At 34.9% G+C, this 17197-nt stretch carries 15 protein-coding genes; 6 read left to right on the top strand and 9 right to left on the bottom strand.

Annotation, left to right across the window (positions count from 1 at the left end):
* The first annotated feature begins 3 nt into the window (after positions 1-3).
* From FW780_RS15915 to FW780_RS15900, 4 genes are all read left to right on the top strand, one after another.
* Positions 4-2811 (top strand): lysozyme family protein, encoded by a 2808-nt coding sequence (locus FW780_RS15915; protein ID WP_149834535.1) that lies wholly within the window; start codon positions 4-6, stop codon positions 2809-2811.
* A gap of 7 nt (positions 2812-2818) precedes the next feature.
* Positions 2819-3472 (top strand): hypothetical protein, encoded by a 654-nt coding sequence (locus tag FW780_RS15910; RefSeq protein ID WP_149834532.1) that lies wholly within the window; start codon positions 2819-2821, stop codon positions 3470-3472.
* 21 nt (positions 3473-3493) lie between these two features.
* Complete coding sequence (locus FW780_RS15905; protein WP_149834530.1) at positions 3494-4246, top strand: hypothetical protein; 753 nt, start codon at positions 3494-3496, stop codon at positions 4244-4246.
* 424 nt (positions 4247-4670) lie between these two features.
* On the top strand, positions 4671-5513 hold the full coding sequence (locus FW780_RS15900) for a prephenate dehydrogenase (protein WP_149834527.1): 843 nt from the start codon (positions 4671-4673) through the stop codon (positions 5511-5513).
* A gap of 109 nt (positions 5514-5622) precedes the next feature.
* Here the strand turns inward: FW780_RS15900 and FW780_RS15895 are convergent, their stop codons facing one another.
* The 7 genes from FW780_RS15895 to FW780_RS15865 form a co-directional block, all read right to left on the bottom strand.
* On the bottom strand, positions 5623-7041 hold the full coding sequence (locus FW780_RS15895; protein WP_149834525.1) for an L-serine ammonia-lyase: 1419 nt from the start codon (positions 7039-7041) through the stop codon (positions 5623-5625).
* A gap of 100 nt (positions 7042-7141) precedes the next feature.
* Positions 7142-8485, bottom strand: a complete 1344-nt coding sequence (locus FW780_RS15890; protein ID WP_149834522.1) for an ammonium transporter — start codon at positions 8483-8485, stop codon at positions 7142-7144.
* Between the two features lie 107 nt (positions 8486-8592).
* Positions 8593-9234, bottom strand: coding sequence for an alpha/beta hydrolase (locus tag FW780_RS15885; RefSeq protein WP_149834519.1), 642 nt, complete (start codon positions 9232-9234; stop codon positions 8593-8595).
* A gap of 123 nt (positions 9235-9357) precedes the next feature.
* Entirely contained in the window at positions 9358-9984 is a 627-nt protein-coding gene (locus tag FW780_RS15880) for a YceI family protein (RefSeq protein WP_149834517.1), read from the bottom strand.
* 78 nt (positions 9985-10062) lie between these two features.
* Complete coding sequence (locus tag FW780_RS15875; RefSeq protein ID WP_149834514.1) at positions 10063-10629, bottom strand: YceI family protein; 567 nt, start codon at positions 10627-10629, stop codon at positions 10063-10065.
* A 143-nt stretch (positions 10630-10772) separates the two neighbouring features.
* Complete coding sequence (locus FW780_RS15870) at positions 10773-11822, bottom strand: glucokinase (protein ID WP_149834511.1); 1050 nt, start codon at positions 11820-11822, stop codon at positions 10773-10775.
* 116 nt (positions 11823-11938) lie between these two features.
* Positions 11939-12502 (bottom strand): membrane protein, encoded by a 564-nt coding sequence (locus FW780_RS15865; protein WP_047377098.1) that lies wholly within the window; start codon positions 12500-12502, stop codon positions 11939-11941.
* Positions 12503-12810: 308 nt separating this feature from the next.
* Here FW780_RS15865 and FW780_RS15860 point away from each other — a divergent pair, with 308 nt between their 5' ends.
* Entirely contained in the window at positions 12811-14193 is a 1383-nt protein-coding gene (locus tag FW780_RS15860; protein WP_149834508.1) for a DUF1800 domain-containing protein, read from the top strand.
* A gap of 209 nt (positions 14194-14402) precedes the next feature.
* Positions 14403-15587 (top strand): DUF1501 domain-containing protein, encoded by a 1185-nt coding sequence (locus FW780_RS15855; RefSeq protein WP_149834505.1) that lies wholly within the window; start codon positions 14403-14405, stop codon positions 15585-15587.
* Positions 15588-15970: 383 nt separating this feature from the next.
* On the opposite strand, the gene FW780_RS22470 is transcribed toward FW780_RS15855, so the two are convergent.
* Both FW780_RS22470 and FW780_RS15850 read right to left on the bottom strand, forming a co-directional pair.
* Positions 15971-16108, bottom strand: a complete 138-nt coding sequence (locus tag FW780_RS22470) for a hypothetical protein (protein ID WP_164723343.1) — start codon at positions 16106-16108, stop codon at positions 15971-15973.
* A 69-nt stretch (positions 16109-16177) separates the two neighbouring features.
* The gene (locus FW780_RS15850; protein ID WP_149834502.1) at positions 16178-17191 is read right to left on the bottom strand and encodes a helix-turn-helix transcriptional regulator; all 1014 of its coding nucleotides are present in this window, start codon (positions 17189-17191) and stop codon (positions 16178-16180) included.
* Positions 17192-17197 lie beyond the last annotated feature (6 nt).

Here is a 17197-nt window from a genome sequence, read left to right as displayed (position 1 = left end):
GCCATGACAGGAAATATTATCGGGAATCAGAATCCTCTGGTAGGAACAACGTATACCTACGAAATAAAACCTTCGGGACTGTTATTCGGACTGAAAGGTGACTATGAATGGTATCTTTATAAGAAACAGAAAAACGGCATCTGGAAAGACATTACCAGCAAGCCTAAAAAAGGTGAAAAGGTAACGTATAGATTTGGAGAAATAGGTCTGGGTATAGAATTTCAAATGAAAGTCTATGAGATTAAAAAAGGCATTTTACCTGGCATGTCTGCAACCAAAGAACTGGCTGGCAGCTGTACATTAATTCCTACCAGTGATAAAGTTTCAAAAATAGATAAAGTAGTTCTTTTCAACAGAGGAGCAAAAGACGTCAATAAAGCCAATTACCGTGATACTCTTATTGCGCAGGCTCACTGCATTGCAATGTTCAATAAGGAAATAGAATTTCATCTTTGGGAAGATGATGCACCGGGAAAAGGCCACGATTCTAATATTAATAAAAACAACCGTCATACCCGAAGTTATAAAGCTTTGGTCAATGAAAAAGGGATTGCGGAAGTACCCATTCCCCTGATGTCTGATGAAAAAATTCTTCGTCAGATGGCCAATCAGTTTTTGATGAAAGGAGATAAAAATGAAGGAGCAAATCATGAGTACTATGTTACGGCAACTTACTCCGGAAAAATTCAGGGAGCCAGTCAGGTAAATGTAGATGTAGCCAATCCTGATTATAAAGGAGGATCTCAAAATCAACCCAAGCCACAACCCAAACCCAAACCACAGCCTCAGAAAGACACTCCAAAATTTCCTGCCGGACAGGGAGGCGCCCATAAGCAACCAGATCCTAAAGGGAATATTATAGAAGCTGTTTTCATTGATGACACAGGAAAAGAGCTTTCCAAAGTAGCTGTAGGAGATAAAGTGAGAATAAGAATCCACTCCAAAAACATGGTAGAAAAACATATCCAGTATGTAGTTTGGGAATATGACACCGCTTCCAATGATGAAGTCTTTAGAAGTGGAAATATTAAAATTACAGCTGATGTTCATGACACCTCCGGATTTATCATTACAAAAGCTATTTTTGAAAAAGGAATAGACTCTCCTATCGGCGATCCGGACTCCGATAAACAAAATTATTTTATAGAAATTATCTCCAAAGATCTTTCTGCAGAATCTCAAAAATTTGGGGTAAATTCGGAAGGTTTGATGCAGGTGGAGAAGGTGAAGAGTGCGGCGGGAGTGCAAAAGCAAAACAAAAACCAGACTGGAGAAAAATGTTTTTGTAATAGAGATTTTGAAGAAAAAGATGTGAAGCAACTTGTTAAATTATTAAAGGGCACTGAAACAATTTGGGAAGGGCAAGCATTAAAAGGAGGTAAAAGAGCCCCTTGTAATATAAGTGATAAATCTTTTGCTACACTTACCAAAGCATTAAATTCAGCATTCAAAAAATACAATATAAATACCTGCATTCAGAAGACACATTTTCTTGCACAAACTTGTGAAGAGACTGGTACCTTTGCCCTATCAGAAGAAACAAAAAGTGATTACTTATCAAGTCAAAGTATTTATAAAGGTCGCGGATTACTACAACTAACTGGTGTTAGAACAGATGAGAAAGATTTAACAACTTTATTTAATAAACCTGGGCCTTATAAAGATTATGCTGATTATAAAAATGATCAAAATATTGTAAAAAATCCTAGTATTGTTGCCAATAATGTAGATTATTGTATTGATAGTGGGGCTTGGATTTGGAGTGTTAATAAAAAAATGCCCAAAGCTCCTTCTCCCGCCGTAGATCGTTGGGGCATAGAAACATCAGAAAAATCACTCAATCAATTAGCTTTATTTGGTGATAAATATTTAGAATTGATATCTGTTCTTTTAAATGGAAGAAATGAAAAGACAAAAATGCCTAACGGATGGGAAAAAAGGAAAACCAATTATAATATCTTGAAAACTGGTTTTTTCATGTATGACAGGTTTCACAATGATAATAACAAACCCGCCAACGCAAAGGATATTGTTACTTATCATATTTATGCTGACGGAACAGTTGAACGCCATATTCCTAAAAAAATTAAATCTGGATATGAAAAAAAATACAAATATGTATATCATGATAAAAATAAAAAAGAACACGAAATCTGTATAGCTGATTGGATTGAAATAGATAAGGTGGAGCGTCAAAAACCTAACCCTACTTCAGTTCCAAAAGGATATATCTCTCACGATTCCTTTAATATTTCTGGGGTTAATCAAAAAGATGTTTATAAATATAGTGATGGTTCTATAGTTGCTTCTGGTAAGCCAGGAGAAGGGAATGGAACTATTTTGAGAAAATATGTTAAATCAGGAGGAAAAACAATTATTGTAAAAATACCAGATCCTTTGAATTATAACTCTGACAATGCTAAAATTAATCTTGCTTTTAAAGATACAATTAGAAAGTATATGGGAAGGGATCATTTTGCCTGCTTAATTGGAGCATTAGCTGAAGCTGGTTTTTCGAAAGTAACTTCAGGAGGAGCTGCAATGCAAGATGGAACTTGTTTCCCAAGCGTATCGCATACAAATGGTAGTAGTATAGACGTAGCATATTTTACACATACTAACACACAAAAATTTATTAATTCAATGATTAAATTTGGATTTAATTATTTTTTAGCGGGGACGGGAATGAGTTTTTCAAAACCTAAAGGTTTTAATGGAACTCTTGAAGGAGGACATTCTGATCATAATGGTCATTTACACGGAGGTGCTCCAAAATCATTAAGTATAAGTATAAAAGAAATAAAAGAATAAATTTAAAATGAGAAACTTAGTTTTTTTATTAGTATGTATAATCGTAGGAAATATTTCATGCAAAAAAAATAGTATTGAGCATAATTTTGAAAAACATTCCCAAGATACTATTGAATCACAATATGAAACATTATATTTTGATGCTGATAATATTAAAGATAAAGCTGCAATTAAAGCAAAACAAAATGCGGAGCGATCTAGTTTTATACTATCAATCTACTTATCTTCATTGAACAAAACGGCTGAAATTCCCATATTAAACAATAGTATTCTATATAACAATGCTGAATCAGATTATTATTTAAGTGATCCTATTATTAAAAATAAAATAATTACTATTCGAGTAGATTATGCAGATCTAGTTACAAAACCAAATATTTCTGGAGAAAGAAAAAATCTAATTGAAAAAATAAAATTTAGGTTTGATACTAAAAACAAAAAAATACAAGTTATTGGATATGATTTAAGTTATACAAAAGCTAAAAAAAATTATTCAAAATCATTTAATTTTATTACAGGCAAATTTTATTCTACATCATCTTTTAATAGCAAAAAAGAAGAAGCATCTGGTTGGGCTTCAGAGCTTCAAAACATATACATAGAAAATTTGAACCGTGATTTTTTCAATAAACTTTTATTACACGGAAATGAAATTGAATAAAACTTTATAAACTAATGCACAATGATGAAACCATTTTTAATTTCATTACCTCTCATATTTTGTTCATGTTTATATAAGGAAAAGAGTGTAAATAAAGAAACATCAGTATCTGAAGTTTCAAGCAAGACGGATAATACTAAAAACTTAATTCCATTAAGTAAAATCAGCTGTAATCAAGAAAGTACAGAAACAACAAATTATAGTTTAAACTGTAAAAACTTCACTATATCAAATACACTTATTGATGGAAGTGATCAAAACAGGTATGAGCTTATAACTTTTGTTTTTGATGACATAGAAAAGGCAATAATTAGGAAAATTAATAATGAAGATTTGGAAACTTCTTCACCTATTGTATATTTTTCAAAGACTTCTAAAAATTATATAATCTTTTTCCCTGTAAATGGTGAAAATCATTTTGGATGGAAACTATATCTATATAAAAATAAAATCTTGTATCCGCTAGGACAAAGAGTAATGTATTGGAAACCCGATTATGAAGAATCTAATATTAATTACTCTGATATATTAACCGTTTTTGAAACTGAAGATAAAGTTTTAGTTGAAATACCGAATAAATACATTATTAAAAGTGATAATGACTATAAAAATTATCCAAATTATTTAGATGGAAAATATTACGAAGAGAAAGACAAATCATATTATGAATTTCCTACATCAAAAATAGAATATTTCAAAAAGTATAAAAATGGACTTTTTGAAGGAGATTATAATAAAATGATTAATAATAAAATAATTGATCTTATAAAATAAATCAGTTATAACCTATTTAAGTCTACTATTACTTTTCTTAGAGAGTCAAAAGTATCTGAAAAAGAATATAAATCAAACTTTGCAAAAGGTTAATTTCAACTTGAAATCAAAACAAAAATAAGTTTGAATAAAACTTAATAGATTTTTTCAAAAAGCCCATTTTAAAATTAAAAAAAAAGACACCTATTTTATTCAGGGCGTTGGAGGTGAAGCAACATTCAATGAAATTAATCCCATCTATATATAATTTGGAAAAGAAATTTCGTTTCATTTAAAAAATATTTATACCTTTGTCTTGTGATTTTTAACAACGGAACATATTATTATAGAATTTTTACCTCAGCTCTGGGATAGGGATTCTTATGAATATAATTTAAAACCTCGTCCTAGGGACGAGGTTTTTTTATTTTAAAAAAGTAAAAAGATGAAAATAAGTATTATTGGAGTAGGATTGATTGGAGGTTCCATGGCTTTGAAATTAAGAGAGAAAAACCTTGCCAGCTTCATCTACGGAATCGATAACAATACACAGCATATCAGTGACGCATTAGACCTGAAAATAATTGATGCCGGAGTAGATCTTGAGCATGGAATTAAAAATTCGGATTTGATAATTCTTGCCATTCCTGTAGATGCTGCCAGAAAACTTTTACCTTCTGTTCTGGACCTTGTGACTGATCAGCAAACCGTAATGGATGCTGGTTCCACAAAAGCAGGAATTGTAAATGCTGTGAAAGACCACCCGAAACGCTCAAGATTTGTAGCATTTCACCCGATGTGGGGAACAGAAAACAACGGTCCAAAATCCGCTATTGCAGAAAGTTTCTCCGGAAAAGCAGGAGTGATATGCAACAAAGAAGAATCAGCAGAGGATGCCCTGACTACCGTAGAAAAAGTAGTCACCGCTCTTGACATGCACATGATTTACATGGATGCAGAAGATCATGATGTCCACACCGCTTACATCTCTCATATCTCTCATATTACATCTTACGCCCTTGCCAATACCGTATTAGAAAAAGAACGTGAGGAGGAAACTATTTTTCAGCTTGCCAGTTCCGGTTTTTCAAGTACTGTCCGTCTTGCCAAGTCACACCCGGAAATGTGGGTTCCTATCTTTAAACAAAACAAAGAGAATGTGCTAGACGTTCTGAACGAACATATCACCCAGCTCAGAAAATTCAAAGCTGCTCTGGAAAAAGAAAACTATGAATATCTTGAAGAGCTCATTTCCAACGCCAACAGAATCAGAGGAATTTTAAGATAAATTCCCTTATACAATACTAAAAGCCCAACGGTTTTTACTTTTATTTTATTAAGAAACCCTTAGACATTACTGACTAAGGGTTTTATATTTTAAAACAGTGCTACTTCTATTAACATTCAGGAACGTTTACTGCAATTGCCAGCCCACCCTCAGAAGTTTCTTTAAAACGATCACTCATTGATTGAGCAGTTTCCCACATCGTAAGAATCACCTCATCTAATGTTACTTTTGCTTTGGTAGGATCACTTTCCAATGCAATATTTGCCGCGGTAATCGCTTTCATAGCTCCCATTGTATTTCTTTCAATACATGGAATCTGCACAAGTCCTTTAATTGGGTCACATGTTAGTCCAAGATGATGTTCCATGGCAATTTCCGCCGCCATCAATACCTGTCCGACACTTCCACCCAGAATTTCAGTAAGTCCGGCAGCTGCCATTGCTGAAGATACTCCGATTTCTGCCTGACATCCTCCCATCGCTGCAGAAATAGTTGCATTTTTCTTAAATAATGTCCCGATTTCTCCAGCTACAAGCAAGAATCTTACAATATCATCCTCACTGGTAAATGGTGTAAAGGCCTGAGCATACATCAGTACTGCAGGAATTACTCCACTCGCCCCGTTGGTAGGTGCGGTAATGATCCTTCCGAAACTTGCATTCTCTTCATTTACTGCCAGTGCAAAACAAGCAATCCATTTGTTGATATTGGTAAAGTTTTCTTCAGCATCTACCACCTGCTGGAACCATTCGTCTTTGTTTTTATAAATTTTGTCTCCTAACAGTTTCCTGTTGATTCCTGCCGCTCTTCGGGAAACATTAAGTCCGCCCGGAAGAATTCCTTCTTTATTTACGCCTTTATAAATACATTCTTTAATCTGTTGCCAGATGTAAAGCGCCTCCTGTCTTGTTTCTTCCTGTGTTCTCCAGCTTTCTTCATTCATGAAAATTAAATCTGAAATTTTATCAAATCCCAGTTTTTCACAGTATTTTGCAATATCAGAAGCTTTATGACAAGGATACAGCGTGCGTACACACTGCTTTTGAATAGAGTTTTTTTCCTGGCTGGCAATGAAACCTCCTCCCACAGAATAAAAATCCTGCACAAGTTCAGTTCCGTCTTCAAAAACAGCTCTGAAGATCATTCCGTTCGGGTGAAAATCAAGGCTTTTTTTCATATTTAGAATCAAATGATGTCCGTAAACAAATGGAATCACCTTCTCCCCTCCCAGATTAATGGTTTGAGTACTTTTGATATAATCTATTTTCTCATCAATTTTTGAAGTATTGATCGTCTTAAAATCTTCTCCATTTAAACCAAGCATTCCAGCAATATCAGTTCCGTGCCCGATTCCCGTTTTTGCGAGTGAGCCAAAGAATTCAAGAAAAACCTCTTTAACTTCCTCGATAGATCTTTCTCTTTTTATAATCCTAATAAATGCAGCTGCTGCATTCCAAGGTCCCATCGTGTGTGAACTGGACGGGCCTATTCCTACTTTAATAATTTCAAAAACCGATATTGATTCCATAAATGATTCGTCATTTTCCTCAAAAACAAAGATACATGATAAATCCCAAAATATATATCCAAATCTTTAGGGAAATCAATATATCATTACAATATAAAAGCTATTGCAGGCATTCCTCATGCTGCGAAAGATCAAGCCCTTTATTTTCAGACTCTTCAGAAACCCTTAAAGTGATCATTGAATCTGTAAGTTTATATAAAATTAATGAACCAAAAAAAGTAAAAACAGAAACTAAAATCAATGCTGCCATATGATGAAGAAAGACCTCAACCCCTCCATGAAGAAGACTTGCTTTTTCACCGTGAGCAAAAACAGCGGTAAGAATCATTCCCATAATCCCCCCTACTCCATGGCAGGCAAAAACATCCAGAGTATCATCTATTTTCTTTAAAACCTTCCAGTTGACCATCACATTTGAAACCACTGCGGTAATAAATCCGATAAAAAGACTTTCATGAATACTCACAAAACCACATCCGGGAGTAATTGCCACCAGCCCTACTACAGCTCCGATACAGGCTCCCAAAGCGGAAACACTTCTCCCATTGATTCTATCAAAAAAGATCCAGGTCATCATTGCGGAAGCAGAAGCTATTGTAGTCGTTCCAAAAGCTGTAGCCGCAGAAGCAGAAGCACTCAGTGCAGACCCTGCATTAAATCCAAACCATCCGAACCACAACATTCCCGTTCCTAAAAGTACATACGGGATATTGGAAGGTTCATGATGCGGATTCTTCCGGTTTCCTACTACCAAAGCTCCGGCAAGTGCTGCAAAACCGGCACTCATATGTACAACTGTTCCGCCTGCAAAGTCTTTTACCCCAAAATATTTGTTTAAAAGACCATCAGGATGCCATACCATATGACAAAGCGGTGTATAAATAAAAATGCTGAAAAGGACAATGAATAATAAATAAGAAATAAAACGAACCCTTTCCGCAAACGATCCCGTAATAATCGCAGGGGTAATAACTGCAAATTTCATTTGAAATAAAGCAAAAAGGATAAAAGGAATAGTAGGAGCCATCATTTTATGAGGCAGATTTCCAACTCCGCTAAAAAAGGGGTAACTGAATGGGTTTCCAATGATTCCGTAATGTTTTCCTGCAATAGTAATCCCTAAAGATTCACCGAAAGACAAAGAAAAACCTACTACGACCCAGACCATAGAAATAACTCCTAAAGCGATAAAACTCTGCAGCATGGTAGAAATCACGTTTTTTCTGCCTACCATTCCTCCATAAAAGAAAGAAAGTCCGGGTGTCATCAACAGGACAAGCCCAGCTGCAGCCAGAATCCAGGCAACATCAGCGCCTACAACTTTATCTTCACTTAAAAATTCTCCGGTATCAGAAATATTTGCAGCCGGACTCCAGAACAAACCTCCAATTGCAACGAGCGCGATAATTGAGAATGAAACGATCCATTTTAATCCTATTTTCATAAAATTTACATTTAACCCTATCAAATTTAAATATAAATTCTATAAAAATTACATTTTTAAAACAAACACCCCTAAAAAAAATATTTAATCAATAATATTTTTATTTTTTACAAAAATACTTCATTCAAAATTTTTGAAACTTCTTTGGATTTTGTCGCCGGAAAAAGATGAGTTCCTCCTTTTATTACATAATCCGGATTGGAGTAACGGATTGGAAAAACAATGTCTTTATCTCCTAAAATCTGAATCACATTAGGATTTTCTTCAAACTTCCACTCGGAAACTTTTTCTACAGACCATTTCAGGTAATAGGGATCTCTTACTTTAAAATATTGCAGAAGCTTAGGGTTTTTAGGGTCAAAAAGCTTTCGTATAACTGCATATACATTTGCAGCCTTATCATTGAACAGACCTACAGGTAATATCCTGGGAATTTTGGTCATCTCACCTGTCTTGATGAATTTAGATTTTTCTTTATCTGATTTTATGCTTCCCAAAATGACTACTTTCTCTGCGGGTTTTAGTTGGTTAATCTCCTGCACAATAATTCCTCCAAAAGAATATCCTAACAGGCAAAAAGGCTCAGAATCATCTATTTTATCCGCCATTCTTTTAACATAGACATCAAAAGGTTCATTTTTTTCGGGAATGAGCCAATCTATAAAAATCAATTCATAGTGTTTGGGAAACTCTATTCTTTCAAGGACTTTAAAGTCTGCTCCCAGACCACTGACAATGTAAATTTTCATACTACGAATTTATAAAAAATACAGGGAACAGTAAATGAATAAGTGAATCTTTGATGTAACAAAGACATAAAAAATGAGCAACTCTGATGAACTGCTCATTTTTATATTTGATTGTATATTATCTTATTTTTTCTTCTTCGGAATTCTATTCTCGTTATCCAGCATTTCTGTAGTAACCTTGAATTGGATATCCATTTCATTCTTGATGAAATAATCTTTCAGAGAAGACTGGTAGAATACTTTAAAGTCTCTTCTGTTCAGAGAGAACTTCGCAGATTCAATAGATGTTGTAAACTGAGTAACATATACATTCGCTGGGAAAGAAATTGTTTTTCTTACTCCCTTAAGAGTAAGATCTCCGTATACTGTAGAATTGTATTCGCTGTTTGCTAAAGGAATAATTTTAGTCAAATGGAATTTTGCAATAGGGAATTTTTTAACTTCAAAGAAGTTTGTGCTTTTCAGATCATTGGTAAGCTTGATTTGATCTTCGTCAGAAACATCTCCTGCCATCATACTTCTCATATCTATTACAAACTCTCCATCTACCAGAACCGTATGGTCAAAGTTGAATTTTCCGCTTTTTAACTTTACTGTTCCTGAATGGGAAGTTTCTTCGGTTTTCACCACCTTATACCCCCACCATCTGATCTCTGATGAAGTCACTTTTGCAACCTTATCAAATTTCTTTTGGGCAGAAACAAATGATATACTTGCGCACACCATAGCAAACAATAGTAATCTTTTCATTCTTTTTTATTTACAATTCAACAAAAATAAAAAAAAGTGTAGAACTTCTACACTTTTAACAATCTTTTTTTGATTAATTTATTGAGCAGTTACTTTTACAAGCATTTCAATATCATCTTTCACAAAAACATCCTGCATGGTAGACTTGTAAGCTACATCAAATTTCTGTCTGTCGAAAGAGAATTTGTTAGATACCAAGCTTACAACTCCTTTACTGTAAGAAATCTTAGCAGGGAAAGTAATTGGGCTTGTTTTTCCTTTTACAGTAAGGTTTCCTGTTACAAGAGAGTTATAAACTTTATCGTTGTTTTTCTTTACTCCTGTAATTTTGAAGCTTGCAGTTGGGAATTTTTCAACTTCAAAGAAATCACCATTCTTAAGGTGTCCGTTTAATTTTTGCTGATATTCTCCTGTAAGGTCAGTAGAGCTGATTGAAGTCATATCCAATACGAAGCTTCCGCCTACCAATTGGTTTCCTTTCATTACCATGTCTCCAGATTTTACTTTTACAGTACCATCGTGAGAGCTTGCTTCAGATTTTGCTACTTTGTATCCCCACCAGTGTACATCAGACGCTACTACTTTTTTTGACTGTCCGAAAGCTAAACCACCAGCTAAAACTGCTAATAAAAATATTTTTTTCATTGAATAGAGTTATTTACTTATTTACTGAGACAAAGGTAGGTATCTTATTCAATAGATTTCATTGATGTACATCAATAAAATTTATTATTTTCATGAATAATATCATCTCATAAAAAAACTCCGAATTTCTTCGGAGTTTTATTTTATACCTGATAGTAAGCTGTATAAAGTGCTATACCATTTAATGCCGTATGATTTTGCTTGACCAGATAGATCGGAATATTTTTAAGCATTCCTTCCATTTTATCACTGATCTTGAATTTTTCATAGAATTTTGCTTTGTCTATATATTCTCTGACCATCTGAGGAATATCTCCGGCAATCAGTAATCCTCCGGTAGCTTTCACTTTTAATGTCAGGTTGTTGGCTTCTCTTGCCAGAAACTCAAGGAAGGTATCCAAAGCAATTCTACAGATCAATACATTCTCCTCGATTGCCGCTTTATAAAGTTCTTCCACAAAATTCCCCTGTGCAAGACGCTCTCCCAACCATTCCGGTTCAGGATGTCTTTTCACATCTCTTAAAAATCTATAGATATTGAATAACCCTGACTTTGAAAGTACATTTTCCCAGCTTACAATACCGTAGATATTATTAAGGAACTGGTAAAATTCAACCTCTACATTGGTTCTTGGTGAAAATTCCGAATGTCCTCCTTCTGTAGCGAAAGGTCTCAGGTATTTTCCGTCAAAGAAATATCCGGCTTCACCCAATCCGTTTCCGGGAGCAAGAACCGCTACATTTCCTTTTTCAAGATGTCCGCTTGTATAAATAGCTTCAAGGTCGTTATCTTCAAGAAGAGCCATTCCATAGGCAGAAGCCTCAAGGTCATTCAGCATGTCTACTTTTTCAAACCCAAAATCACGGGCATATTCTTCAACATCTAAATTCCAGCCCAATCTTGCAGGACTGCTCTTTCCGTCAAGCACAGGACCTGGCACTGCCATTCCCAGACGTTTTATATTTTGCAACTGGTTATCCTGAATAAACTTCTTCAAAATATCTGAAAAAGAAGCGTATTCTTTGGTTGCATATTTATTTTGTACTTTTATCTCAAGACCTCCGTTCCCGGAAACGAAATAGCCTAAGATCGTTACATCTTCACGGAGACTTGCCCCGATGATAGAAACATTATCATTATTACTGTTCTCTACTCCTGGTAAATAAAGTGGAAATTTCGGATTCAGAATCATAACCTCAAATTTTACCAAATATAATAATTGTTTTTGTAAATCCTGCACAGAACAAAAAAACCTTTCCACTTTCGTGAAAAGGTTTTGGTTAATAATTGTTTATATATTAAATCTAACTACTTTCCTAATGGAATATTGTAACCGAATCCTACACCGATATTCCCCACATTATAGTCCTGGCCCGGTAAATCTCCTTTTGTTCCTACAAAAACCTTTTGGTATTGTACGAAGAAATTCCAGTCTCTGTTGTGGTAACCGATCTCCGGTTTAAGGTAGAAACCTCCGCTTGCTCTTTCAACATTAGTGTTGGATGCTACTGTTTTATCTCCTACTAAGAAACCATACCCTAAGTCTGTTCCGAAATAGAATCCTGTTTGTTTTGGATAAATTCTGATTAAAGCAGCTACAGGAACTACTCCTACATCATTATTTTTATATCCGTTGTTTTCTTTTCCAAAGTAGTGAGTATATCCTGATGCGATACCTAATCCAAATCCTGGTGTAATCAGGTTCTGGTAAGCTACATCCACTCCTACAGCAGCGGAAAGATTATCTGCGGGAACTGCTAAACCAACATTTGCACCTACTTTGATCATATTATTCATCTGTGAACTTTGGGCGCTTGCTATACCTGCTGTTAAAATACCAGCCAGTACTATTGCTTGTTTAAACATTTTCATAACTCTAATTTTTTAATTTTACTAAACAAGAGGATGTAAAAATCATGCCAAGCAAGGGTTTTTCTTTGATTTTAACATCATTAAAAACCATAAAACAATGAATATCAACATATTATTTTTAACAAAATTTAAATATTTGTTTAACAAAAATTATCAAAAAAAATGCCCTCAAAAAGTGAATTAAAGAAGAAAAAGAAAGGATATTACTTCCAGCCTCCTGATTCCAGCCATCCAACAATATTAACAAACCTTAACCCGTTATTATTTTAACCTTTTTCTTCAAAGCATATCAAAAAAATAAATTCCTCATGACAGCTGATTCATTAGTAAAAAACAAGCATCTTCTCTGGCGGGCAGGTTTTGGTATTGGCATTCATCAAATTGATGATTTGAAAAATAAAAGTACTAAAACCTTAATGGCTGAATTATTGAACGAGGACAGCTTCAGTGAGATCACCTATGACACACCCGATCTTGATTCGGCAGCAGATTACATGAACAGTACAGCCCCCGCAGAAAAGAAAAAGGAAATGCAGCGGCTCAACAGGGAGCAAAATAATGAACTGAATCTCAATTTTCTGAATACAATCGTAAACAGTAAGGAACAGATGAGGGAAAAGATGGCTTTTTTCTGGCATGGACATTTCGCCTCAAGAGTAGTCAATCCAAGGTTTAACAAACAGCTTTTAAATACTATCCGAAAGAATGCACTGGGAAATTTTAAAGATCTGCTTTTTGAAGTAAGCCAGTCTCCGGCTATGCTTAACTTTCTGAATAATCAGCAGAATAAAAAGGATCATCCTAATGAGAATTTCGCCCGTGAAGTCATGGAACTGTTTACCATGGGAAGAGGTAATTATACTGAAAAAGATGTAAAAGAAGGAGCCAGAGCCTTTACAGGATGGAGTTATGATAAAGAAGGCAATTTCAGAGAAAGGAAAAACCTTCATGATGAAGGCACAAAGACCTTTTTAGGAAAAACAGGGACCCTTGACGGAAGTGATGTTTTAAATATCATCTTGGAACAAAAAGTGACCGCAGAGTTCATTACAACGAAGATTTATAAATTTTTCGTTAATGAAAAAGTAGATCAGGATATTGTCAGTAAACTGAGTACAAATTTCTACAATTCAGGATATGATATTAAAAAACTGATGACTGAAATATTTTCAAGCACCTGGTTTTATGATCAGAAGAATATTGGTAACCGGATAAAATCGCCTGTAGAACTAATGGCGGGTATGATGAGAATACTTCCTATGCATATTCAGAACCCTGAAAACCTCATCGTCTATCAGAAATTACTGGGACAGATGTTGCTTTATCCGCCTAATGTAGCGGGATGGCCGAATGGAAAAGCATGGATCGACAGTTCTACCTTAATGGTGAGACTTCAGATTCCACAGATATGGTCCGGACTACGGCCTTTGGAATACAGCCCGCGACAGGATGATGATATCGATATGGGAATGAAATCCCGGGAAACAGCTTTAAACAAGAGCTTTAAAAACCCCAATATTACTATCGATTGGGAACGTATTGAAAAAATTTTCGTCAATAAAAATTGTGAAGATTATCTCCTTCAGAATTCAAAAAGCCTCGATATGAACTCTGTAAAGAATTTTTCTGACAGGAGTATAAAAATGAATGTCATCAACCTGATGTCTACGCCTGAATACCAGTTAAGCTAGGTAGGAGGTTTTAGGTTGCAGGTAATAGGTAATAGGTAATAGGTAATAGGTAATAGGTAATAGTCGTAGTTTAGATTTACAGCCTTTTATTTACTATTTAATTCTATAAAAGTTTTGTAAAAACAAATATTAGTAAAATATAGCACAGTCCTGCAACCTGAAACCTATCATCTGCCACCTATTGCCTCTTTTACTCTAAAAACAAAATTATGCTAATCAAAAGAAGAGAATTCCTCAAAATAAGTTCCCTGGCAACGGCTTCTATGCTGATGCCCAATTTCTTAAAGGCCATGACATTGGATCAAGCTCTGAATCCCAATCAGAACATTCTGATAGTCCTTCAGTTTACAGGGGGAAATGATGGTTTGAATACGATTATTCCGGCTAAAAATGATATTTATTTCAGAGAAAGGAAAACGTTGGCAATTCAGGACTCCATACCGCTGACTGATGAAGCAGGAATCAATCCGTCCCTATCCTATTTTAAAGAGCTTTTTGATAATGGAGAACTTTCTGTAATGAATAATGTAGGATATCCAAATCCCGACAAATCCCATTTCAGAAGCATGGATATCTGGCAGTCGGCAAGCAGAAGTGATCAGTTTCTGGAAACAGGCTGGCTGGGACGTTTTCTGGATGAAGAATGCTACCGCTGCGACCATCCTACTCAGGCACTGGAAGTGGATGATATGCTAAGTCTTGCCTTAAAAGGAGAAAACAATAAAGCGTTTGCCTTTAAAGATCCTAAAAGACTCTACCAAACCAGTCAGGAAAAGTATTTCAAATCTCTCTACGACCATCATCACGATGATGAAACCGTTTCTTATCTTTATCAGACTCTGGGTTCTACGATTAATAATGCTGATTATATCTTTGAAAAAAGTAAAGCAAAAAAAACAGAACAGATATATCCTAATTCTCAACTGGGAAAAGACTTTAAGACCGTAGCCTCTTTAATAAAATCTGATATCAATACACAAGTTTATTATCTTTCGATCGGAAGTTTTGATACGCATGTGAATCAAAATGACAGACAAAAGAAGTTATTCAATGACATCAATGAAGCTGTAAAATCATTTGTTGCTGACATGAAAAGCAATGGACTTTTCAATAATATTCTGCTGATGACATTTTCGGAATTTGGTCGACGTGTGGCTCAGAATGCCAGCAACGGAACGGACCACGGAACAGCCAACCAGATGTTTTTTATCAGCGGAAACCTTAAAAAGAAAGGTATATTAAATGCTCTTCCTGATCTACAGAATCTGAATGACGGAGACCTGATCTATAAAGAAGATTTCAGAAAAGTATATGCTACAATCCTGAAAAACTGGCTTAAAGCGGATTCTTCTAAAGTATTGGGATGGAAGGATGGGATTTATGATTTTGTGTGATCTGTGAAACCACAAAAGTCACAAAAGTGTTTGAACATTTAAGTTATTTAAGTTACTACTACATAGTGAAGAAGTATACTTAAGTTTTTAAATAAAACGGTTTAGATTCCTCCGGAATGACAATTACAACGCTTAGTTTATCCATACACTTTGTCATTCCGGAGGAATCCAGTCTTCTTTTTTCCAACATTACAACCCTCACCAATATCAAGCTGAAGGCACAAAAATTCCCCTCTTCCGGAGGGTTGGCGAAAATTCAAAGAATTTTTGACGGGGTGGTTTTCAGCGTTCAACAAAAAATATCCACTAACAACAAAAAAAGAGACTGTACCTATTTATGACAGTCTCTTTTCAATAATTTTAAATTATAACTACTTGTACGTTTAAGCTGTAATCTGCTTTGGTTCTTTTTCTTTCTGATCTTCCTTTTTATCAAGTTTCTCAGATATTTTTTTAACAATATATTCTATCGCTATGGGTGCCAGTATCGCAATTAATGCTTTAAATATTCTTGATTTCATAAACTTAATTTTTTGTATATAAATAATGCAATATCCAAGCCAAGATAAAAATGAACAGGAAATTTAATTTTAATCAGGAACAATCAGACTTTGGTAGTTTTTGCTTCCGGCTCTGAATTTTTCTTCCATTTTCAATCTTAATTTCCGGGGTTTATGAACAATCAGACTATCACCAAATCCCAGCAGTAATCTTTCCAGCTCAAAATTGATCTGAACACAAATTTTAAATAGGGTTCCGTCCTGATTTTCCCTGATAATCTCCTGGCTTTTGTGCAGTGGTTTGGTCTTCACATAAGGAGCATTTCCTGAATCTACCCAGAAAACTACGTTTCTCGGGTCCATTGATTCTGCAACTGTAACTCCTACAATATCTTTGAAGTATTCATCCCCATCCAGATCTTTATCAATATACGGAAGACTTTCATCTGCTTCAATAGTTTCCATCCTGTCCAGAGCCAGATTGTACATTTTCTGCTTATAAAGACAGATCAGAAACCATCGGTTGTTGAATTCCTTCAACAGCTGCGGGTGTACCGTAAAGATATTAGATTCTCTTGCCGTAAAGCTTTTATAAAGAATCTTCAGCACTTTTTTATTCGCGATACTTTCATAAAGAATATCAATATGCTCCAGCCCTTTCAATTGTTCATTTTTATCCAGATGAATAATTGATTTTTGATTGGTTGCATGAATTGAGTCTTCCAGCTTCTGAATAACACCATTCATCTCTTTGAACATAGAAAAGTCCTTAAACTGTTTTAAAATCTGAACTGCATTATTCATGGCCTTCAGGTCGCTTTCATTCACAGAGATATTATGAATACTATATTCCGGATCACTGTAGCGGTAGTATTTTCTTTCGTAAACTTCAATGGGAGCCTCATACCCGAATTTCTCACTCCGCATATTCTGAAGATCAAGCTGAACTGTCCGCTTACTTACATAAGATTCTTTTCCTTCAAATTCAAATAATGCTTCTGAACATTCATCAATGAGATCTTCCAGCGTATATTTCCTGTATTTGTTTTTAAGACATTTGTCTAGTGTCTTGTACCGGATAAGAGCGTTTTTATTGGATGACATACCTTA

It is taken from the genome of Chryseobacterium sediminis (assembly GCF_008386505.1).
Taxonomy (GTDB): Bacteria; Bacteroidota; Bacteroidia; order Flavobacteriales; family Weeksellaceae; genus Chryseobacterium; species Chryseobacterium sediminis.
This window is presented reverse-complemented; position numbering and strand designations above follow the sequence as displayed.